Annotated in this window: 15 protein-coding genes; all 15 read right to left on the bottom strand. The window is 43.3% G+C overall.

From position 1 onward, the window contains the following. Positions 1-54: 54 nt before the first annotated feature. On the bottom strand, positions 55-4,797 hold the full coding sequence (locus tag DWV68_RS08825) for a DUF5057 domain-containing protein (RefSeq protein WP_118665570.1): 4,743 nt from the start codon (positions 4,795-4,797) through the stop codon (positions 55-57). Positions 4,798-4,827: 30 nt separating this feature from the next. Then, positions 4,828-6,984: a type II secretion system protein gene (locus DWV68_RS08820; protein WP_117698084.1), complete on the bottom strand. Its 2,157-nt coding sequence runs from the start codon at positions 6,982-6,984 to the stop codon at positions 4,828-4,830. A 27-nt stretch (positions 6,985-7,011) separates the two neighbouring features. Beyond that, positions 7,012-7,602 carry a pilus assembly FimT family protein gene (locus tag DWV68_RS08815; RefSeq protein WP_117947415.1) on the bottom strand — a complete coding sequence of 197 codons (591 nt, stop codon included), beginning with the start codon at positions 7,600-7,602 and terminating at the stop codon, positions 7,012-7,014. A gap of 7 nt (positions 7,603-7,609) precedes the next feature. Further along, positions 7,610-9,826 carry a hypothetical protein gene (locus DWV68_RS08810; RefSeq protein WP_117947416.1) on the bottom strand — a complete coding sequence of 739 codons (2,217 nt, stop codon included), beginning with the start codon at positions 9,824-9,826 and terminating at the stop codon, positions 7,610-7,612. Positions 9,827-9,838: 12 nt separating this feature from the next. Then, positions 9,839-10,942 (bottom strand): type II secretion system protein, encoded by a 1,104-nt coding sequence (locus DWV68_RS08805; protein ID WP_118665568.1) that lies wholly within the window; start codon positions 10,940-10,942, stop codon positions 9,839-9,841. A 55-nt stretch (positions 10,943-10,997) separates the two neighbouring features. Beyond that, on the bottom strand, positions 10,998-11,783 hold the full coding sequence (locus DWV68_RS08800) for a hypothetical protein (RefSeq protein WP_118665566.1): 786 nt from the start codon (positions 11,781-11,783) through the stop codon (positions 10,998-11,000). After that, the gene (gene pilM / locus DWV68_RS08795; RefSeq protein WP_118057221.1) at positions 11,776-13,479 is read right to left on the bottom strand and encodes a pilus assembly protein PilM; all 1,704 of its coding nucleotides are present in this window, start codon (positions 13,477-13,479) and stop codon (positions 11,776-11,778) included. Before pilM ends, DWV68_RS08800 begins: the two co-directional genes overlap by 8 nt. Positions 13,480-13,556: 77 nt before the next feature. Beyond that, positions 13,557-14,315 (bottom strand): prepilin peptidase, encoded by a 759-nt coding sequence (locus DWV68_RS08790; protein ID WP_330414786.1) that lies wholly within the window; start codon positions 14,313-14,315, stop codon positions 13,557-13,559. A gap of 31 nt (positions 14,316-14,346) precedes the next feature. After that, on the bottom strand, positions 14,347-14,811 hold the full coding sequence (locus tag DWV68_RS08785; protein ID WP_117947419.1) for a type II secretion system protein: 465 nt from the start codon (positions 14,809-14,811) through the stop codon (positions 14,347-14,349). 77 nt (positions 14,812-14,888) lie between these two features. Beyond that, complete coding sequence (locus DWV68_RS08780) at positions 14,889-16,103, bottom strand: type II secretion system F family protein (protein WP_118639575.1); 1,215 nt, start codon at positions 16,101-16,103, stop codon at positions 14,889-14,891. Between the two features lie 118 nt (positions 16,104-16,221). After that, a complete protein-coding gene (locus DWV68_RS08775) occupies positions 16,222-17,280 on the bottom strand; it encodes a type IV pilus twitching motility protein PilT (protein ID WP_117841989.1) in 1,059 nt (352 codons plus the stop codon). 20 nt (positions 17,281-17,300) lie between these two features. Further along, on the bottom strand, positions 17,301-18,995 hold the full coding sequence (locus DWV68_RS08770; RefSeq protein WP_117841990.1) for a GspE/PulE family protein: 1,695 nt from the start codon (positions 18,993-18,995) through the stop codon (positions 17,301-17,303). Between the two features lie 221 nt (positions 18,996-19,216). Continuing rightward, positions 19,217-20,911, bottom strand: coding sequence for a nucleoside kinase (locus tag DWV68_RS08765; RefSeq protein WP_117947422.1), 1,695 nt, complete (start codon positions 20,909-20,911; stop codon positions 19,217-19,219). A gap of 28 nt (positions 20,912-20,939) precedes the next feature. Continuing rightward, entirely contained in the window at positions 20,940-21,725 is a 786-nt protein-coding gene (locus DWV68_RS08760; RefSeq protein WP_117841992.1) for a Nif3-like dinuclear metal center hexameric protein, read from the bottom strand. Then, the gene (locus tag DWV68_RS08755) at positions 21,722-22,516 is read right to left on the bottom strand and encodes a tRNA (adenine(22)-N(1))-methyltransferase (RefSeq protein ID WP_118665564.1); all 795 of its coding nucleotides are present in this window, start codon (positions 22,514-22,516) and stop codon (positions 21,722-21,724) included. The genes DWV68_RS08760 and DWV68_RS08755 overlap by 4 nt, the downstream gene beginning before the upstream one ends. Position 22,517: the final 1 nt, after the last annotated feature.

Here is a 22,517-nt window from a genome sequence, read left to right as displayed (position 1 = left end):
CCGGTCTTATACGATTTCGTTCCCATTTTTCCAATAAAATTTTTTTCTTTTGTTCTAATCCAAATCAAACAGCGTTGTTCCTAATATTTTCATAGATGCACTGCTCTGTGGAATGCCCTGGGCATTTTCACCCAGACCATAGCTATCTCCATAATAGTCAAAGGTACTGACTGCATGAACTGCAATCCGCATATTACCATTGGTAATTGCCTCCTGTACTTTTGTATCCGTCAGATTATGAACTGTGACTTTATACACTTCCCCGCTCTTTAAGCCTCTCAATCTTCCGGCAGAATCTGTCGTAACCGTATCTCCGTTTACTGCTTCTGTTGTGATATACACCTGATTTTCTGCTACCTGTACCGGAATTGCAATACTGCTGCCATTTTTATCTACCATGGAATAATCCACACTGATTTCCTTATCTGATGTGACGAGATTCGAATCTGTTACGGTATAATAAAAATTTACTTCATTTTCCAGTGCCTTATTTCCGATGGCATTATCAGTATGTACATAAACAGCTTCCTTTTCTGCTGAAGTACGGCTTCCATTATCTAAAAGCTTTACTACCGGATCTTTGATTCTTGTCTTGTACGCTGCAACAATGGTATTAAAGAATAACTGCTTCTCATTCACGTTACTTATTGTACTGTGTCCCACACCGGAATAGGTAATATTTCCAATGTTGTAAATATAATAATTGTTCCGCACATCATTCGGGGAACTGGTATATATCGCCGAACCATCACCGGATGCACCCAGACAGTACCACACTACAATATCACTGTTTTCATCTCCATCCATATCCTCATCCATATTCAGCTGATAATACTGGTAATGGGTATTAGCTATCGTAATCTGACTGCCAATCTCATATGGATAATGGGTAATCTGTCCATCATTTACCTGGGTTGCATACATGCTGGCATTGTTTTTCAGGTTTCCAAGAGAAACATCATTTCTTTGTGTTGGTAACGGAAGTGTACGCCACATCATGTACTGGTTATAAGCATACTTTGCTTCCGTTGTACACTGCCACGGAGCATTATAATAATAATGGAAATTGATTGCACCATAAGTATAACCCTGTGTCTGTCCATAGGACTGCTTCTGATTCGTTCCCGGTACATACGCAATATCTTTATCACTTCCTAATACTGCAGAAGTCAGTGCCCCGCTGCCATCCGGATTCTCCCTTGTAGTTACACCACCATGTGCCGTATCAATGGTTCCGGTTGTTATCTCATTGCCAGAGGCATCTGTAGTAGTACTGATGTCTAAAAGCTGTCCTTCCTTTAATAGAAGGGAACGAAGCTGTGCCGCCTGCGGGTCTTTGGAAGTCCGCTCATTATAAGTAATTCCATAACGGTCCATTCCAAGAACACCACGGAACTTCTGGTTTACCATATAGCCCCAGTGACGTTCCACCTGGTTAAAATCTCCTGCATTACCCTGGTTGCTAAGCCAGCCCGGGTTCCAGCCATTATCGCCATCCGGATTATCCTGACAGTACATCTGCTCGGTTGCCACATTGACAAAGGAAGAGGTATCATGGGTAAACAATACACTTCGTCCGCTGACAATATAATCATCTACTGCTGTCAGTGTGTCAGCATTGGTCATATCCGAATAACTGTCCTGGAAACCAAAGATTAACATCTGATAATCCTTCAGCTGTTCAAAGGATGTATATTTGCCATCGAAATTGCGCATTGGAATGGCGGTAATTTCAAACCGGACTCCCTCTGTATTTTCAAAATTGCTGATAAAATCCTGCATGTCTCTATCTTGAGAAAGATTAAAGTAACCGCCCCATTCATTATTATTTCCCATAATCTGAAGTACCTTAACAACCTGTACACTGTCATCACCAGCTGGTCTTGATACAATCGTATAACCTGTCTTAGCCGTACGGATATAGGCATTGGTGGTCTGGGTCAGTTCCAGTTTCCAGGTCAGCATACCACGATAGTCACCTGGAATGTCTTTCTCAAGATAGTACTCCTGTCCGCTGCTTAACTGATATTCTCCTGCTGCATCCCGGTTGACTTCATTGCCGGAAGCATCAAAAATGATGCAGTCCTTCTGCCGTTCGGAATAGGTATCATTTTCGATAAATTTACCATCGGCATTCATATCAAAATAAAGTCCTGCATGATATACCGTAGCCGCACTGGCATCTACGGAACTGTCAATCCGGAAGCGGTAACGCAGCGTATAGACTCCGGAATCCTTCTTATCGGTACGGATTTCTACTATTTTATTGCCATAATTGTTATCCGTAGTACGTGCTGTTCCTGTACTTAATGCCGTATCACTCTCTTCTACTCCGGTAGACGGATTGAGCATGGCAAGTTTAACCTTTGGCATATTAATATAGTACCGGAAGCTGCTCTCATCATTTGGCTTGCCTTCGGTATCCAGGTAAAAGACATTATCCTGTGCCAGATTTTCCTTTGCGAACTGATATAAAACAGAAGAATTATCTACCACCTTTGCATTGATTTCACCTTCTGTGGTCACAAAATTCTGTGCAAAAAGAACCGGATATTTCGCTCCGAGGAATTCTTCCAGATCACGTTTCTTGCTCTCTGTTATATCATTTCCGCTGGCACGGTATACTCCTACATTTCCTACTGTAACGGTAATTTCCTGACGGTCATTTCTATTCTTTGGATTATCATACTGGAAACCACTGATGGTCTTTGTTGCGGTAACGAGCTTACCTAATCCGCTGTCCCACTCATCCCGGTCACCGTATGGGTCTCTTGAGCTGTCCGGATTGCCTCCATAGAGATAATTCGATGTATTATTATCTACATAATCGGTATCTAAAAGTCCGCCAAGAATAGCCTTTCTTAAGAATGCATCCCCGGTATGTGCATAGACCAGTCCGTTCATCAGCGAATCATTATAAACCGTATTTCCTTCAGCATCACGGTTCATATAATCCCCCTGAAGCTTTGCATCAGAATTTCCATTCTCTCCGGCATAACCAAGCCCAAAGTAAACCAGGTCGTATTTCATATTCATGTCTTCGATTTTACCAATAAACTCCGCTGAAGTCATCCGGGTAATGCTGATATTTTCAATGGCAACACCTGTCCAGTCTGCCAGCTTCTTTTTGGTAAGAATCCTGTCATCAGCTGTATTTTCATCAAGATACAGTGCGCCCATTGCCGGTTCGATATCCAGCACCCGCAGCTCCTCTTTATCACTAAAGGTTCTCTCATACGGATAATTTAAAATATACTGTAAGACCATGTTCTTTGAAAGCGTGGTATCAATCGCATCCGCTGATGTACGGAGGGTATTCTCCTGTTCAATCAATGCCCGCACCGGTGCAAATCCCTCCGCCTCCTGCAGCTCCTGTGGAAAAGCTTCCAGCAGACCGGTAAATACATGCTGACGTACCCCGTCTGCATCTGTCATTTTCATGCAGTAAACATTATTTTCCGCATAATTAGTATCATTGCCGGTGTAATTGCTGTTTAAAGAAGCGGTATCACATAATTCTGCCGCATCCACAGACTGCGGGTCATCCTTTAACTCCTTCTGGATGCTCCACACCACAAGCTTTGCAATATCAGAAGTATTATAATCAGTAAGTGCACTTTCTAAGACAATGGAATCAATAAGAACCGGCGCTTTTCCTAAAATTTTCTTATATATTTTATCCACCTGTGCAAGAAGCTCCGGAGAAGAAAGCTGATATTTCATTCCGGTATCATAACCCTGTCCGCCGATATAAATAAAATCCATACCGGATACATCTACGGAAGCAAGTCCAGACTCTGTCACTGCCGTTACTTCCACCTTTAAATCATCCTTGGACAATGCTCCTAATACATAGTCCCGGAACAGGTTATTATTATAAAGTCCACCGGTATACCAGACAGAGCCCATCTCCACCTGACAGGACTGATTTGCGCTGTCCTCTTCCACTGTTCCCTGCACAAATGCAAATGCTCCATCCCCTGATGCAGTATATGAATATGGTTTTGCAGCATCTAACTGTGCCAGATAATATCCATGTTCGGAATCTGCTCCAACATAGTAAAAGTCTGAAATATAGTAATAATTACCACCTGTCATAGGATTTTCAACTGCTTCATAATAACCATCTGTTCCATTATCCCGGTACTCATATGGCTGGTTATATGGTGCTTCATCCTTAAGTGGTGTTCTCCGTTCAAATTCTACTGCATAATCCCCAGTTGCATTATAAGAGAAGGAAACTACATTGGGATTATAGTTTCCGTCATAATCCTGCCGGTAAGCATAATGTCCCTCAGCAGTAATTGTCTCATACTGTTCTTCCGGAAATACCAGCTTCTTGTAGTCCTTCTGCTGCTCCTCTGTCGGGAAAAAAGTCTCCTCATAAGCTTCTGCATAAAGTGGTGTCTTAGATGTATCACCGGAAGCTATCTTCCCGTCCTCCAAACGCTGCTTTAAGCTGTTGATATAATTCATTCTCTCCTGCTGCGTATTTTCGATACCATTCTCTGCAAAGTAAGCCAGCATTCCATCTGCCAGGGCTACCGGCTCACTGCCCGCTGCAAGATAGCCCATTTCACTTTCTGCTCCATCCGGCATAATCTCTAAAATCCGATAGGTCTTATCTTCTGTTGCCATCTTCTGTGCAACGATACTTTCCACCCCCGGCAGTACTCCGTTTGCTGAAGTCTCTACCGGCCGGAATGCAGCAACCGCAACTGTTATACCTGCTACTGCTGCTACCGTTGCCTGAATGATTCTCTTTCTGGAATTTTTCAAAGAATTCTTCCGTTTCATATATCCTGTCCTCTTTTACTTCTCAACAAGCTAGTTTGCCTTCAATGTATTAACCAGATCCATTACACTGCTTTTTTCCATAAAGGAGAACTCCCTGTCTCCCCGACTATTTACATGCAAATTTTTTGCTATTACAACACCCCGGCAATAACCCGCCTGACCTTCAAAATAAACATCTCCTTCCGGTGCATAAATCAGCCCGTCAAAAGTAGTAATTCCTTTGAATTTCAAGCTATGTTCTCCCTTTATATAAATCACCGTATCACTATTACAACAAATAAAAGGTGCATCAAGTTCAACATCTTTATCAATAATAATAATTCCCTCTAAATTAAGTATCTTAGAACTTTCATACCTTCCCGGTCCGTCCTGTGTAAATTCATTTACGCCAGACAGCGTACGCTCATTCTCACCTGTATGCTGCTCCGATGGTGTAAGTTTATGCGGCTCGCCGGTATTTGCTATCAACCCATTGATTCCGGAAGTAAGATTCGTAAATTGTAATGTTGAATCTGCTATCATTACCGGTCCCCTGCAATGTACACTTGACCAGAACCAGTTCTCCTGATCTGGAAAATATGTTGTTTCCACAATATATGGGAAATCCAATTCCTCCGCCACATGAATTGTAACAGAATCATAGCCTGTATGCCATTGATTTCCAGCTTTGACTGTAACATAAATTTCACCATCCTCAGCTGTTTCATCAATACTTATTTTTATCTTTTCATCATCTGTTCCAGAGGTCTCAAAAGTATAGGAATCCTTATTTATATTCCCGCCTTCTTTAAATTCATAACTACGTTTTGTTCCAATATCGAACCTCTTTAATGCTGTAGACAAATTCACGGTGTCTCCAGGATGTACCCAATAATCCAAACCATTTGATTTATCAAAATATACAACATCACCTGCTCCAGCTATTTCAGGCGAATCCACCACCTCTATATAAACCATATCTTCATACGGCTGACCATCTACTATACCGCTAATCTTCACTGTATATTCTCCTAAAGGTGTCCCCGGATACTCTGTTTTCACACATCTCGCATTCATCAAATCCAATGATGGATATCCTCCTGCAACTGTTACAGAATCTGCGGGATTCACCGAAAGTAAATCCAATGGATTACTTTCCCAGGTAATAGAACCACTTAATGTTCCATTCACCCTTGCATAGATATACATTGATTTTCCTCTTTGCAGCCAGTATTTCCGAATCTGGCCTAAAGACAGCTTCTTGCCATGTACTACTGTTACTTCCGCCGTTCCTGACTTGGTGGTATCCTGTACCGATGTTGCTGTTACCGTTAAGGTCTTTGCCTTCTCATCCATGCTGATCCACAGCAGTCCATCCGCTGAAATAGTGGTAAGGGAAGACGTATTTCCGGAAAGACTCCAGGTTACCTCCTGGGATGGTGAATTATTACCATAAACAATTGCCTGAAATGCCTTTCTTCCGCCAGGCCGCATCATAACCGTCTGTGGCAGAACCTTTACGCTGAGTACGGATGAAATGACCGGTGCTGCATCCGGTGTATAAGGTTCCCCATTTACTACAATCTGGTTACGCAGATACACTGTAGTATCCGCTCCATAACTTTTCTCTCCACTGGCAAGAGCAACAGACACTGTTACCTGACGCAGTGAAGTTACTTTCGTCAGATCAATGGAAAAATCTGTTACATGCGTTGCCAGATCCTGTTCTTCTATATTTTCAGTTACCGTTCCTGCCGCATCAATAGTCTCCTGCTTATATGTCAGCTTCTCTGTGGATTTTGTCCACAAAACGGTCTCTTTTGTATATCCGGTATCGGTGGTCTTATAAATCTCCAGCCATTTTCTGGTCAGTCCTGCTGCTCCACCCGGATAAAGGCTGTCCTTTAAAATTTCCGTACCGCTTCCACTCTCTGATACATCTGCATAATAACGAAGTGCACTGTCTGTATCGATAATATAACTATCCATCTGGGATAGGAGAATCTGTGCATCCTCCTGTAAGTCTGCTTCATCGGTTACTTTTCCATATGTTCTTGTGGAGAAAATCAAAAATGTGCCGATTAATCCACCGACAATTGCCACAATCGCAATTCCCACCAGCAGTTCAACCAGCGTAAATCCTTTATTATCATATATCCCGCATTTTCTGATTTCACAATACTTCTTTGAAGCTTTCCTGTGGTCCACTTTGTTTTCCTCCTCCCTGCTTTTTGCTTACTGTATCTCATGTCTGCCGGTGGCAGCACTTATTTTTATCTGCATATCACGGTCTGACAACTTCAAATATATACCAGTATAATAGCTTTCCACACTGTTTACCTTTACGGTCTTAACCGCCCCCGTACTTCTGTCATAGAGAAATTCTGCCGCACTGCTTAAATTACTCTCACTGCCCTGATTGGATAATGTAACATCTGATACTGCTGTCCCGTCTTTTCCTTTATAACTTAGCGTAATCGTCAACGGTTCTTTTCCAAGTGAATACTTTTCCAGCACCTTGTCCTCAGTTACACGGTAAATATTTCCGTCCCGGCAGGATTCCTTTATTATTGCTGCATAATATTCTCCATTCAATTCATAGACAATAAGACCTGCAGTATCACTCTTACTCATAGACTGAACCATAGCTTTATCCAGTGCTGAATCCAGTCTTTCCGCAGCATGACGCAGTTTCCATCCATTCTGTGAGCCGGTAAGCAGAAACGCTCCCACAGAAATAATTGCAAGAATCGCCACGGTAACAATCAGCTCTACCAACGAAAATCCACTATTCTTTTTTCCGCTTATACGATTCCCTTTCTGCATCTTATCTTTACTCCTTTGACCAGTTCTGATAGGTTACAAGCTTCGTTACATCCACGGCATCCTCTCCGGTATATGCCTTTCCAATACTGCCTACATAGTACTGGCTGTTCTTCAATACCTGTGACAGAATATAGGTATCTGACCCCTTCTTATATTCGGCATTCTGGATGACTCTGGCAGCATCCTGCATATCAGATGACACTGTTGAACTGCTGCTTCCCGGCATGCCAAAGGTCACCTGGCCACCACTTAAAATTGTACCGGAGTAATCTGCTGTAACCTTCACATCTCCGGTTGCAATGATAAGCGGTACATTCTTTCCACCCAGAAACGAAGCATCCACCTCCAATGCTGATGCACCTTCATTATCTGTTACGTATGCCACCTGCCGGACTCCATCCCCATCGGTAAATTCAAATTCAACTGCTCCGGATGTGCCAGTAATTTTTTTCAGCCCGTCTACATCCACCAGATTTTCAAACACAGTGGCTGCCTTCTGCTCCGCTGTAAGCCTCTCATAATCCTTTGTCAGTGAAATATTATAAGAAGCATACATATCCTGCCAGCCACTCTGCAGTCCGGCATAATAACCATCCTCGTAAATATCGTCTAATCCATTACTTATGGTTGTCGGCTCAATGGTACGGATTCCTTTTGTATCCCAGACAAGAATACTTCCGTTGGTAATCTTCTCCACAGAGCTGCTCTCCCGGATAGATAATTCTGCGTCATCCACATAAAGAGACAGGTACTGCTGCCTTGTGGCTGCATGGTCTGCATCATTGTAGTATGCAAGGTCAAATGCCGCAGCTTCCTTTGCATTCTCGAATTTTAAGAAATAATAAACCAGACCATCTTTATATAATGGTGTGATATCCAAAGCATGATAATTTTTTAACACTTCATAATTAATATATTTTTCCGGAGCTGCTGCAAAATCACTCTTTGCCATAAAATCTTCCGCTACCGTTGTGGGATTGGTAGTATTTATAAGAAAACAGTCTGCCGGTGCAAGATATGCCGTCTGGCTGCTCTTTACAGCCAGGGATTCTCCCATCATGGCATTGCCGCTTCCGATATAGGCATTTCCTGCTAACATCAATGTCTTTAATCCATTCATGCGGATACTAGCCTTGCCACTGTCTGCAATTCCATTGATAATCATGGCACTGCTGTATGCCGCCTTATTGGCATTGACTTCTTCTGTAACTACAGATGCCGCTGCCTTGGCAGTCTCCGGATTACCGTAGCCATAATACTCTCCACGCAAGGTAACATCACCGCTTCCGGTAATCGTCAAATCATCCGATACATATGTACTGCCAGATAAGGACAGGGCTGCGTTGCTGTAAACATTGAGATTATCTGCCCATATCGTAGCTTTGGTATCCGTTGTAAAAGAACCTTGGTTTTCTACCGTAAGTCCGCCTCTGGTAATCAGCGTCTTGCGCAGTCCAAGCATTACACTTCCACTGTTGTCAATGTGGAATCCATTCCGGTCACTGCTGCTCCCGGTATAATAATTGCCTGCGTATACATTGCCATTCATGGTAAGTGTACGGTTTCCATTGTTTACCCAGACACCTTCATCTGCTACCACACAGTAATTCAGCAAATCCGGTACTGATGTTGACTGGATAAAGTTTACCTGTGGATAGCTTAATACAAGATCTGTATCTACAACTGACTCATAAGCATCTGCATCCTTATAAGAAAGCTCCAGATTCATAATCACAAGACCGGACTGTGTTACCACAAAATCTGCATCTTTGCCATCCTGTGTTGTAAGTCTGGCTCCGGTACCGGTTGCTGCTTCATAACGGTGGGACGCACCGATATAATTCTCAAGATAGCCGATATCATAATGGGTATCATCCATGGTCTGCCCGATTTTCTTCTTTAACTCCTTCCGGTACAATTCCCGGAAGGTGCTCTGACGCACAGCATCCTGATAACTGCTGGCAGAATATTGTGACATAACAGAAAGATATGCCGTGGTTGCTGCATCTGCCACATCCTGCTGCAGACCGGTACGTATCTCATCCATTGCCGCTTCTGCATCATAGAAATTATCCGCAGACTTCTTATATACTGACTTCATCTGTATATTCATCAGAGAAAGAGACAGTACTATAACCACCAGTATGCTTACCAGTGCCACTGTTCCAATGACCATGACCAGTGACATTCCTCGATTGTCCCGTGATTTCTTCCATCTGTTCATTGTTTTCCCGCCTTACTTCATTGCCGTTCCTGTTAAGGTAATTGATTTTTCCGAATCTACCGGTTTAACGGTTACTTCTACTGTATAAAGTCTGGTTGCATCTGCCTTTGCAGCCTCGCCCATCTTCTGAAAACCAAAGGCGCTTTTAGCTGTAGCTGCTGTAATACTGCTTCCATTTCGTTCTATACTGCCGATGTCTGTCTTATCATCTACAGAAAGATTTGTATGAATCTGTGTTGCTGCCACTGTTGATGGAGCACTTTCTATAATACTGACTGCAAGTGGTGTATCCTGCGAGCCCTGACGGATAAGATATACATCAACCGGAATATCCTGTCTGTTTTCGATTACCACCTTCTCCTGCGTTCTGTACATATCACCGGCTGTTCGAAGTGCCGGAATATAGCACACATAAAGACTTCTGAGATCTGCTCCGGTCAGCACCGAATCAAATATGGTCAGGGTCTGGGGGGTTCCGATTGTATTTCCGGAAGCATCACTGTATGTTACCGTCTGGGTAACGGTATATCTGCCGTGATTTTCCTTTACTGCAAAGCGGTATTCCGTTCTGCATGCATTCAGCAGTTCTTCCGCCTTCATGCCCAGCGAATCCGCATTTTCATCTATTATGTCAAATCTTGCATTCTTGTCCTCTACATAAACAGCATCCCGGCTGTCATCCATAACAGAAATCTCCGGGATACCCTGTGCATTATATGCTTTTTCATCCGTACCATCCAGATAGGTCTCCTGCGATGGTGTCATTACTGCCTTAACATCATATGCCCTGCCATCAAAGCTGTAATTGCTATACTCAGCCTCATAAACCGGAAGATCCACACCATCTATCGTAACCGTGTCTCCCGATTTCACACCATAGCCTTCAACACCTGCTGCTTTTATTTCTTCCATAATATTTTCAGCCAGCGTAGTCGCATTTAAATTCTGTCTTGCCCTGACATTGGTCTGGGCAGATGTTACAAATGCTTTCAGTAAAGGAACTGCACACAGTACGAGAATCGCTACTGCAATCAGAATTTCCACTAATGAAAATCCCCGGTTATTTAAACTACAATTTAATTTATGATTTAATTTTCTGCCATTATAACCGCTCATACCATCTCTGCTCCTTTCTGCTTTTCACATTTTCTTCTATACTGTCCGGCTTTTCTTACCGCCTGGTATCCGTTCCTGTGGTACCTGTTGTTCCTGTGGTACCTGTTGTTCCTGTGGTACCTGTTGTTCCTGTGGTACCTTCCGTACCTGTGGCATCCGATGGAGCTGCCGGAGTAATCGTTCCCGTTCCAAAGATATTATCTGTTCCTAAGGATACCCCATCAATGGTTAATGGTTCATATGGTTTCTCACTTCCGTAAAGATAATACATATTTACCGTCATATTTCCTTTCAGTTTCCCGGTTTCTTCATCCGGCTCGAAGCTTGCTGTATCCACAGACATCTTGAAATTATTATTCTTTAATCCACGCAGACAGTTCTTAAGCTGTGTATAATCACATTCACAGTCAAGACTTACCACGGTACGATATAACAATTTGCCATCATCTGCCGGATTACTTCCATCTTCATTCATTTCATAAACCATTTCGTCCGTCTGGAGACCTACGCCGGTAACATGAAAGCCATACTCTTTTTCAAGACTTCTGGCAAACATAATCTTATCCTCCGAACGGATCTCTGATGGAATTGCATCCATTACCTCCTGCATTTCCTGTGTCATGGAATCTGTATATGCCTTATAAGTCTCTTCGTTCTGCTTCATGGTCTGCATAACCTTTACTTCTCCACGCACCTCATCTACCTGGCTCTTTAAATTTTTATTTGCCTTCTGGACATTCAGATATCCAAACTGGTAGATTAAGAAAAATAATACTATGCCGCCTAATACAAATATCAGTTTTAATTCCCTGTCGTTTACTTTCTTATTTTCCTTATTCATTGTCTGCCTCCCCACTTTCGGTACTGCCTTCCATATCCGGATAAATATACTGGTCACCATTCATATAGGTCTCGACATCTTCTTCCGGTGTGGTCTCGGTATCAATGGAATCATCTGCTGTACCATTTACATAGGTACACATCACTGAAAATGTTACCGTAATTTTACCGTTCTCATCTGTGGATTCTGTAATTCCGTTGGTCGTTACACTGCGGAAAGCATCGAAGGTTGCAAGATTCTGCAAAATCTTTGCTGCTTCTTCCTTTGTAGATACTTCAATGTCCATGGAAATTCCCTCTCCATTACTGGTAAGGCTTGTTACCTTTACACCGGATGGGAATTTTTCTTCCATTTCTTCAATGGCATCTGCCAGTGCATCACTGACTGTCTCTGTCTTGCCATTCATTTTTGTCACATCATCATACTGGCTCTTGGTATCCACATATGCATTATAAATATCCTGTATATATTCCAGTTCATCCTTCTGCTTACTCAGAGTATTCAGTTCGTGGGATAATGCAATCCTCTGTACTCCGGATAATGCCAGCAATATCACAGCACATGCCACGCAAAGCAGACCAATCAGCTTTGCCGCAAGCAATTCGCGTTTTTTCTTCTCTTCTATAATCTTTGCAGTCTGTGCCGAACCAAACACGAAGTCTAATGGCTGTATTGCTGCTCCATAGCAGGCTTCATACATGGCATCCAATCTGCCTCCGGATGTACGGAAACCGTTTAAAACATCTTTTTCCTGCAAATGTACCGGAAGATTCAATTCCTGGGACATCAGTCTGTCCAGTCCCTTGATATAAGCTCCGTTACCAATCAGGAAACACTCTTTTACTTCTGCCCCATTATTTCTGGACTGATAATAATCTAATACCCGCCGGATATTGCCAATCATCGGACGCAGTGCTTCTACCGCTTCTGCCCGCATGGCATTCATGGCATCTTCCGGTGCCGCCTGGTTTGCATCCAGACAGTCTGTCTGCTGTAATATATCCATTGCTGCCGGATACTGTTCCTTCGGGAAAAGACCGGAATCCACTACAACCTTCTCTACTTCTTCAAAGCCATAAAATACTGTTCTTTGTAATACAACCATTCCCTGATTGATAATCGTAATCATGGTTGCATTATCGTCTAATTTTACAGAACAGCAGATATTATTTCCTACCGCTTTATGCATCATCTGGAAAATACTGTTTCCCACATAGTCAAGTGCGGTAAGTTCCAGGGAGCAGAAATCTGCCAGCTCTTCATAAGTCTGCACCAGATCTCCCGGCACAGCAAATACATATAATTTTCTCTTCTTTACCTTGTCCTGCTGTACCACACCTTCATTCCGGTATACCAGCTGGTACCGGGATAAATCTACCGGGAAGAAATCTGCTGAATTTGTATTTAAGAAATCCTTGATACGGTTTTCTTTTATCATCGGAATCAGCACTTCACGGCTTGCTATCTTACCGGAATTAACTACAAACAAAGTTTTCCGTGTCTTAATCTTATTTGCATCCAGAAGCTTATGTAAGGCTGTGCGGAATTCCTCACTCTTACGCACACCAGCTTCTCCAATTACACCTACCGGAGTCTGAAAGCTAAAGCTTCGATATACTTTCGGATTCTTCACCCGGTAATCCATCTCCAATACATGGGTTACATCAACACCTATTTCTATACTTAATATCTTCATCCTTCACTCACCTTTCGTGATTATAACTGGAAAGCATACCTATGCTTCATACACTTTCCACTTATAATCACTCTTTTCTACATAAAAAGTCCCAGATACCAGTCTATCATCCCATTTCCCCACAGGGCAGCAATAAATATCCCGACCGATAAGTATGGACCCAGCGCCAGCATTCTGCCGGCACCACATACCTTCATCCGGAACAGATGTACCACAGAACCCGCAATACATCCAATCACAAATGCAAGAATAATCAACTTCCATCCGAGAAGCAGCCCGGCAGCCGCCATCAGCTTGATGTCTCCACCACCAATTGCTGCTCCTCTGGTAAGAAGTGATAATAACAGCAAGAACAAGCTCACTGCAAAGAAACCAATCATCAAGGTTCCTCTGTCCCCTTTTCCAAATACGCACCGGATAACCCCCAGTACAAACAGGAACACATTGATTCCAAAAGGAATCTCATAGGTGCGGTAATCTATCACACTAAGTACGATTAACGCAGAAGTCATAAGACAGTATAAAATACTGTCCCACCTAAAATCTGTTGCGTAAAATACAACTACATAAAGGATTCCATTGAGTGCTTCGACGATAGGGTACTGCTTTGACAGCTTCGAACCACAGTAACGGCATTTTCCCTTTAAGAAAAGATAACTGAACAGCGGCACTAAATCATACCATTTCAACCGATGCCCGCAGCTCATACAGTGGGAACTCTCCCGGACGATATCTTCTTTCTGCGGTATCCGGTAGATACAGACATTTAAGAAGCTTCCGATGACAATTCCATATATGAAAATAAATACTGTGATGAGTGCAAGCATTGGTGTCATGGTATGTAGTGTCCTTTCTTAGCTCAGCGGATTATTTTGTCCACTTATCTTTATCCACTCCTTCAATGGATGGAGAAATCTTGGTATCTTTTGTAGCATCATATGCTTTATCTGCCTCGCTTGCTGGTGCAAGATATACAGCAACCGCACCCTTGCTGTCACAGCTATACATAAATAAATAGCTTGAATCTACTTTACATGTAGGTGCTGCTTTTCCCATTTCTAATGCCTCTGCAACAGCAGCTGTTACTTCATGCTTGTTTCCATCATAAGTCATACCTGTTGGTGCTGTTCCCTGAGAATCTGCGTACTGAGCTGCTACTGCATTGTAGATGTTCTCTGCCTGCTGGATATCTCCGGATACTTTGGAGCTGCTGATGTACTTAACAAACTGAGGAATTAAGATTCCTGCTAAGATTGCCATGATGGCAATAACGATGATTAACTCAACTAATGAAAAGCCTTTGTTGTTCTTTCTGTTTCTAATCTTGTTCATAATGCTATTCTCCTTCTTGTATAAATATAAATATTTTATCTTAAAATCCCGCCCCTATTACGGAATCTTAATTCGTTTTACATGTTGCCGAGCTGGTTGTACATCGAAAGCATCGGTGCATAAATTGCTGCAATCAGAATGACTACGATAATTGCCATAACTACGATAATCATTGGTTCCATTGCCGCCATAACCGTCTGGGTAGTCATCTCAACCTCTTCATCATAATAATCTGCCAGCTTGTCTAACATGCCCTCAATATCACCGGTTTCCTCACCGATAGAAAGCATGTGGATTACCATAGGCGGGAACAGTCCGCCCTTCCGCAGCGGTTCTGATAACGGAACGCCCTTTGCCACTTCCTCTCTTGCCGACTGCAATTGCAGCTGGAAATGACGATTCTTCATCAGTTTGGTAACTGCATCAATTCCATGAATCAACGGAATTCCTGCATACATTAAAGTACTTAATGTACGGGCAAACTGTGAAGAATATGTCTTTATGTTTAACTTACCAAACATTGGAAGCTTCATGGCTATTTTGCCAAAGAACAGCTTTCCGCTCTCTGTCTTGCGCCATTCCCGGATACCAAGCACAATCAGCAGGATTCCTCCCACGAAAAGATACCAGAATTTTGTAATTACATGGCTCATGCTCATCATTGCCCGGGTGATGCCCGGCAGCTGCATGCCTGCCTGCTCAAAGGTTGCTGCATATCCCGGTATTACCTTTACTACCATCAGAATGACGATTAATACTGCCACAATCAGCAGTACCACCGGATAAGCCAGTGATTTTTTCATTAAGCCGGACAGTTTTGCCGTCTTATCAAACTGCACTGCCATACGGCTGAAGGAAAGCTCGATATTACCGGAGGTCTCTCCTGCCGCCACCATATTCACTAGCATTTCCGGGAAAATCTCTCCCTGATGTCCCATAGCTTCGGATAGTGTCTGTCCTTTTTCCACTTCGGTACGTACTTCATGAAGTGCAGCGGAAAGCCTCTTATTTTCCGTCTGTTCCTCTAACATTCCAAGGGCATCAATTACCGTAACCCCGGCTTCTATCATACTGACAAACTGCCGGCAGAACACGCTTAAATCCCTTGGTTTTACTTTCCGCCCAAAGCTTAATTTAATATCCTTTTCCAACATTCCGACTTCCTTTATGGATATTAAAGTAAGTCCGTTTTTCTTAAGCCGGGCTGCTGCCTTGTCCTGATTTTCTGCATCAATGGTTGCCTTCTTCTCTTTTCCCATGGCATCCACTGCTATATATGAATAACTGGGCACCTTCTCATCCCCCTTACAGTATATTTATCGGTTAAATTTCAAATTTGTTAACCATTTTTCTCATTCTACGGTATCCACGGAAGCTGCTGTTAACAGTTCCCTGCAGATGCTCCGCAGTTTAGAATAGCGTTACCTTCTGCTGCATAACTGCCGGCTCCTGTGCGAAGCTTACGGCATCTTCTGCGGATATCTTATTCTGCATATAAAGGTCATAAATGGCATCATCCATTGCCTGCATGCCAAGCTTCTTGCTGGTCTGTATCATAGACTGTATCTGGAAGCTCTTTCCTTCACGTATCAGGTTACGGATTGCCGGAGTGGCAAGCATGACCTCGTAAGCCGCCACACGTCCGCCGCCTTCCTTTGGAAGAAGCTGCTGGGCGATAATTCCTTCAATAACACCTGACAGCTGTATCCTGGTCTGCTGCTGCTGATGCGGTGGAAACACGTCAATGACACGGTCAATGGTTGCTGCTGCACTGTTGGTATGCAGGGTTGAAAATACCAGATGTCCGGTTTCTGCCGCCGTAATCGCAATACTGATTGTTTCCAGGTCACGCATCTCCCCCACCAGAATTACATCCGGGTCTTCACGCAATGCGGCGCGAAGTGCTGACGCATAACTCTTACTGTCATAACCGATTTCCCTCTGCAATACAATTGACTTGCTGTGAGGATGCAAATACTCAATCGGGTCTTCCAGTGTAATAATTGTCTTAGCATATGTTTCAGAAATAATATGTATCAAAGACGCCAGTGTGGTAGATTTACCACTTCCGGTCGGTCCTGTTACCAATACCAGCCCACGCTTGCGGTTGGTCAGGTCAACCACAGATGGTGGAATACCAAGCCGCTTTGCTTCCGGTATCTCAAACGAGAGTATACGGAGTGCTACCGCATAAGTACCTCTCTGACGGAACACATTAAAACGCACCCTGTGAAAGCCTGCGATAGAATACGCAAAATCCAGTTCTCCATTTTCCTTCAGCTCTGCCTTCTGCTCTTCCGTCAACAGCGGTTCTATCATTTCTTCTATTTCAAATGGTTTTATCTTCTCATCTGATGCGGGAACCAGTTCTCCATCAATCCGGAACATCACCGGGCTTCCCGGTGCAAGATGGATATCGGATGCCCCTTTTTCATTTCCTTCCCGCAAAAACATTTCTATTCTGTTCATTGTAAAATCCCCAGTTCTCCTTAATCCTCAGCAGATACTCCCACCAGCTCTGACACAGAAGTAATTCCTTCTAAAACTTTACGTCTGGCTCCCGCTGCAAGAGTTTCCATTCCATTTTCTACTGCCAGATGTTTGATTTCGGCAGTGGAAGCATCTTTTGCTATAGCGTCTTTCATTTCCGTGCTGATTTCCATCATCTCATAGACACCGATTCTGCCCTTATATCCTGTATTGGCACACATCGGGCAGCCCTTTGCTTCAAAAATCATCGTCTCATCCAAATCATCCAGATTCAGAAGCTTGCGTTCGTATTCTGTCGGCTTATGCGGCTGTTTACAGTTCGGACAGAGTCTCCGCACCAGACGCTGGGCAATTACACCAATTACGGAATCCGCAAGGAGGTATCCCTCTACGCCCATATTTAACATTCGGGTAATGGTTCCTGCCGCACTGTTGGTATGCAGGGTACTTACTACCAAATGTCCAGTAATAGAAGCCTGTACCGCAATCTCTGCAGTTTCTTCGTCCCGGATCTCTCCAATCATGATAATATCCGGATCCTGTCGCAGGATTGAACGCAGTGCAGATGCAAAGGTCATATCCGCTTTGGCATTTACCTGTACCTGATTGACGCCGTCCAGATTCGCCTCTACCGGGTCTTCTACTGTGATAATATTAATATCCTCTGTATTCAGTTCAGAAAGTGCTGTGTAAAGCGTCGTTGATTTACCACTTCCGGTTGGTCCTGTTACCAAAAGGATTCCATTCGGATGCTTTAACATACGATCAAAGCTTTCCAGCTCCCCCGGGGTAAATCCAAGTTCCCTCTTATCCTTGGTCAGTGCTTTCTTCTGTGCAAGACGAAGTACACACTTCTCTCCATAAACCGTTGGCAGGATTGATACACGGATATCATATTCCACACGATCTACCACAAGGGTAATTCGTCCATCCTGTGGTTTTCTTTTTTCTGATATATCCATGCCGCCAATAATCTTGATACGTGCTGTAATTGCATTCAGAAGCCGGATGTCGTAGCTCGCCTTCTCATATAACACACCATCAATCCTGTAGCGGATTCTTACACGGCTTTCCAATGCTTCTATATGTATATCACTGGCACGCTGTCTTGCTGCCTGCTCAATCATGGCATTTACCAGAAGGACAATCGGGGAATTTGCAATATCTTCATCATTCTCCTTCTCCTGTTCCCTCTGCTCTTCCTGCCGGCGCTCCAGTGCATATGCCTCAGCCACCTTCCTTGCTTCACTGCTTCCATAGAAACGGTCAAGGGTAAGCATAATATCATGGGTTGTGGCAATTACCGGTGCGACCTGCAGATTAGTAATAATAGAAAAATCATCAATTCCACGCATATCCATCGGGTCGGCCATTGCCACACGGACTTCATTCATATTATTCGGTGAAAAGCCAATTGGTACCATGACATATTTTCTCAGAACTGCCACGTCCACCAGCTTTAGCACATTTTCTTCTATCTGTATTCCACTAAGCGAGACTATTTCCAGTCCAAGCTGGCTTGACAGTGCCTTGGCAATATCCGTCTCATTGGTATAACCCAGCTCTACCAGAACCTCACCCAGCCGCTTTGTAGTCCCCTTTTTCTTCTCTAATGCATCTGAGAGCTGCTCATCTGTAATAATCTGTTCCTCAATCAGCATATCCCCCAGACGTTTCTTCTGTCTGCTTTCCATTCTCTGCCACTCTCCAAATCATTCTTCACATATCATGATGTGACAAAAATCATCATTATTTTATTATAGCCATTCTTTACATGCTTTTCAACAAAATTTCTTTTTCTATCCGTTTTTTTCGTTATATTTTGTCTATTTTTTATGTTTTAAGTAAAATTCAGGGATAGACAACTATCTCTTTTGCACAAGAAACACGGTCTATCCCTCATATTGCTTCTATATCAGACATTAAAACAGCTTCCACCGATAAACTCACGGATAATCGAATTGTTATTGATATTATCCGCCGGTACCGGAAGGAAATAATCTAAGAACTTCAGCAGCCGCTTCGCTTCAAGATATTCCGGGCAGTCCCGTTCAATTGCAAACAGCAATGGCTCTGCATACTGTTTCAGCACAGCAAGTTCATAAATTAAAGCTGAATTAAACATTACATCGGCACCTTCCTGAAATGGGAAGATATTCTTTTCTTCTCCCCGCCTTACCGAATCCCACATGGCAATGGTCTCCCTCGCTGATGTAGCCCTGGTTCTTGCATCCCTTACAATTCTCCGTATCAGTCTGCCATCTGTCGTCGGCAGGCAGTTATGTTCATCAATATCCAGCTGGGTCAGCGCACTGATATAAATACGGAATTTGCTTTCCTGCGGCAGAGAGTAGGAAAGCCTGTCATTCAGTCCATGGATGCCTTCAATAACAAGTACATCTTCCTCTCCAAGCTGCATCATTCTGCCTTTTGCTTCCCGTTTTCCGGTTTTAAAATTAAATACCGGCAGTTCCGTTGCATCTCCATTTAAAAGACTTGTCATATCATTATTAAAACGGTCAATATCCAATGCCTCCAGGCATTCGAAATCCAGTTTTCCATCTGCATCTTTCGGTGTCTTATCCCGGTCTACATAAAAATCATCCAGCGGAACCGGATGCGGTTTCATGCCATGGGCGGCAAGCTGTATGGACAGCCTGTGGGAAAACGTTGTCTTTCCAGAAGAGGATGGACCTGCTATCATAATGAATTTCTTATGATGTCCCTCTTTAATCTGCTCTGCCAGCTGTCCTATTTTCTGTTCCATCAGAGCTTCCTGTATCAGAATAATTTCCTGTATTCTGCCAGCAGAAACTGCATCATTCAAAGCTCCTATGGTTCCTACTCCCATGGTATGTCCCCACTCTGACGCTTCTTCCAGTGTCAGGTACAGTTTATCCGATGGGACAAAAACATCCACCGTCCTGGTATCTTTTCCCGGAAAGAGCAGCATAAAACCTTCTTTATATAATGTCAGGTCAAAATATTTCAGATAACCGGTAGACGGTACCATATATCCATAGAAATAATCTTTGTAATGATCCAGCTCATAAATATTGACTCTTGAGCTTCTCCGGTAGCGGAACAGTCTTTCTTTATCGGTCATTCCCAGTCTCCGGAAGAGTTCTACTGCATCTGCCGTCGGCAGACTGTGCTTTTCAATCAGAAAATCGGCTTCTACCAGACGCTGCATCTCCTGCTTTAAATTCCTTAACATCTGTTCATCGACAGCTACCCATTCTGCCTGCTCTGATGCTCCGTTCTTTTCCTCATTCCGCTTCAGTTCACAATAATATCCCTGGGCAATGGAATGCATGATGCGGACCGTAATCTTTTCTTCCCCATAAAGATTATGCACTGCCTTCTGCATCAGTAACGCCGTACTTCTCCGGTATGCTTTCCTTCCATCCTTGTCTGCTGTTGTAATAAAGGTAAGATTTCCCGATTCTACCTTCTCACGCAGCTCCCGCAGGCGGTTGTTCACCAGCACCAGGACAATATCATCCGAAAACTGTTTCTGATATTCCTTGGCAAGCTGCTTGTATGTGGTTTCCGGCACATACTCCCTTACATTTCCATGAATATTAATTCTACATTTAATTTCTCCCATAGTAGTCCCCCATTTCTTTGATTACTATTTATACAATATAGGAAAACGGAGATTGTAACTTCTGGCTGTATATGTTCAGTTCCGGTAATTTTTCCTTGAAATATTCTGCCATATAGGTTACAAAAATATGCTCCAATCCATAATGTCCTGCATCTAAGATACTTAAGCCTCGGGCTGCTGCGTCGATTCCCGTATGGTGGTCAATATCTCCCGTTATCAACACCTGGGCACCCTTTGCAATCGCTTCATCCACTTCACTTTTTCCGGAGCCGGGGCAAATTGCTGCACGCTGTACCATGCGGCTGGTATCACCAAATACTTTTACCGCTTCTGTCTGAAACCGGCTTTTTACAATCCTGCCGCAATCCCCTAGACTTATCTCCTCTGGCAGCATTCCCACTTTGCCGATACCACAGGATTTTCCCTGCCACTCCCCGGTTACTTCCAATGGTTCTGTCTCCATTAGTTCCAGGTAATCTGCTGCAAGGTCCGCCATGACGCAGATATCAAAATTCGTATGCATCGCACAGTAAACCATATCCTGCTGTGCCAGTCCATAAATTCTTCTGCCGATAAAATCACTGGTAAGAACATTTTTGATTCCACCAAAGATTAACGGATGATGCGTCAGTATCATATCAGCCTTAAGTTCTTTTGCTTCCGCAATTACTTCATCGGTTGCATCCACCGCCAGATAGATACTGTTTATCTCTTTCTCCCATCTGCAGACCTGAAATCCCGGATTATCCCATTCACAGGCCATTGCTACAGGAGCAAGTGTCTCTAATATTTCCCGTATCTGTTCACACTTCATATATTTTCTCCCATGATACGCTCTGCTTCTTCTATCATTGCAAGTTTCTCTTCCAGTTCTTTCTGCCGTTCAAAGCGTCTTGTACTGCCATCTTCTTTCTGCTGCAATTCATCCTGTTGCGTTGCAGATTGTTGCAGCAATTCTGGTTTCTGCAATACAGTTTGCTCCGGCATAAGCTTCTGGATTTCAAGTTTCTTTAAGATTTCCGAGAACTGCTGTCTCTGTTTTATTAAATATTGTTTTAATATTTCGTTTTTCGTCTGTAATAAATATTCACCATAACGAAAAGCAACATCCGTCAACGGTGCTGCTTTTCCCGGTACACATCTTAACATCACGTAATATTTGCCTTCTTCTTCCACCATATCTTCTTCTTCAATGTGAAAGCCTTCCGCATAAATATAACGGCGTACCTCTTCTATTTCAGACTGTGGCTGTAACACAAGATTATTCATCTTCTTCCAGACTTCCGGATGTTCTGTAAGAATCCGTTTCGTCAACGCTCCACCCATTCCGGCGATTACCACACCATCGGCTTCGGATGGAGCCAACGCTGTAAGTCCATCGGACAATCTGGTTTCTATGTAATCTTCTAAATGAACTTCCCGGATATGCTCCTCTGCCCGAAGAAGCGGACCCCGGTTCACATCCATTGCAATGGCATGCCCAATACGTTCTGACTGAATCAGATAAATCGGAACATAACCATGGTCACATCCTACATCTGCAAGGCAGGTGGTATTCTGAACCAATGCTGCAACTGCCTGCATTCTTTTTGAAAGTTTATTCATA

This window comes from Roseburia sp. AF12-17LB, from assembly GCF_003479605.1.
Taxonomy (GTDB): Bacteria; Bacillota; Clostridia; order Lachnospirales; family Lachnospiraceae; genus Roseburia_C; species Roseburia_C amylophila.
This window is presented reverse-complemented; position numbering and strand designations above follow the sequence as displayed.

What these genes read in the sequence shown, in the direction of transcription:
- DWV68_RS08775 (WP_117841989.1), bottom strand. Translation starts at nt 17,280, where the DNA reads ATGAACAGAATAGAAATGTTTTTGCGGGAAGGAAATGAAAAAGGGGCA.
- DWV68_RS08800 (WP_118665566.1), bottom strand. Translation starts at nt 11,783, where the DNA reads ATGAATAAGGAAAATAAGAAAGTAAACGACAGGGAATTAAAACTGATA.
- DWV68_RS08815 (WP_117947415.1), bottom strand. Translation starts at nt 7,602, where the DNA reads ATGCAGAAAGGGAATCGTATAAGCGGAAAAAAGAATAGTGGATTTTCG.
- DWV68_RS08810 (WP_117947416.1), bottom strand. Translation starts at nt 9,826, where the DNA reads ATGAACAGATGGAAGAAATCACGGGACAATCGAGGAATGTCACTGGTC.
- DWV68_RS08765 (WP_117947422.1), bottom strand. Translation starts at nt 20,911, where the DNA reads ATGGGAGAAATTAAATGTAGAATTAATATTCATGGAAATGTAAGGGAG.
- DWV68_RS08785 (WP_117947419.1), bottom strand. Translation starts at nt 14,811, where the DNA reads ATGAACAAGATTAGAAACAGAAAGAACAACAAAGGCTTTTCATTAGTT.
- DWV68_RS08790 (WP_330414786.1), bottom strand. Translation starts at nt 14,315, where the DNA reads ATGACACCAATGCTTGCACTCATCACAGTATTTATTTTCATATATGGA.
- DWV68_RS08825 (WP_118665570.1), bottom strand. Translation starts at nt 4,797, where the DNA reads ATGAAACGGAAGAATTCTTTGAAAAATTCCAGAAAGAGAATCATTCAG.
- pilM (WP_118057221.1), bottom strand. Translation starts at nt 13,479, where the DNA reads ATGAAGATATTAAGTATAGAAATAGGTGTTGATGTAACCCATGTATTG.
- DWV68_RS08770 (WP_117841990.1), bottom strand. Translation starts at nt 18,995, where the DNA reads ATGGAAAGCAGACAGAAGAAACGTCTGGGGGATATGCTGATTGAGGAA.
- DWV68_RS08805 (WP_118665568.1), bottom strand. Translation starts at nt 10,942, where the DNA reads ATGAGCGGTTATAATGGCAGAAAATTAAATCATAAATTAAATTGTAGT.
- DWV68_RS08755 (WP_118665564.1), bottom strand. Translation starts at nt 22,516, where the DNA reads ATGAATAAACTTTCAAAAAGAATGCAGGCAGTTGCAGCATTGGTTCAG.
- DWV68_RS08760 (WP_117841992.1), bottom strand. Translation starts at nt 21,725, where the DNA reads ATGAAGTGTGAACAGATACGGGAAATATTAGAGACACTTGCTCCTGTA.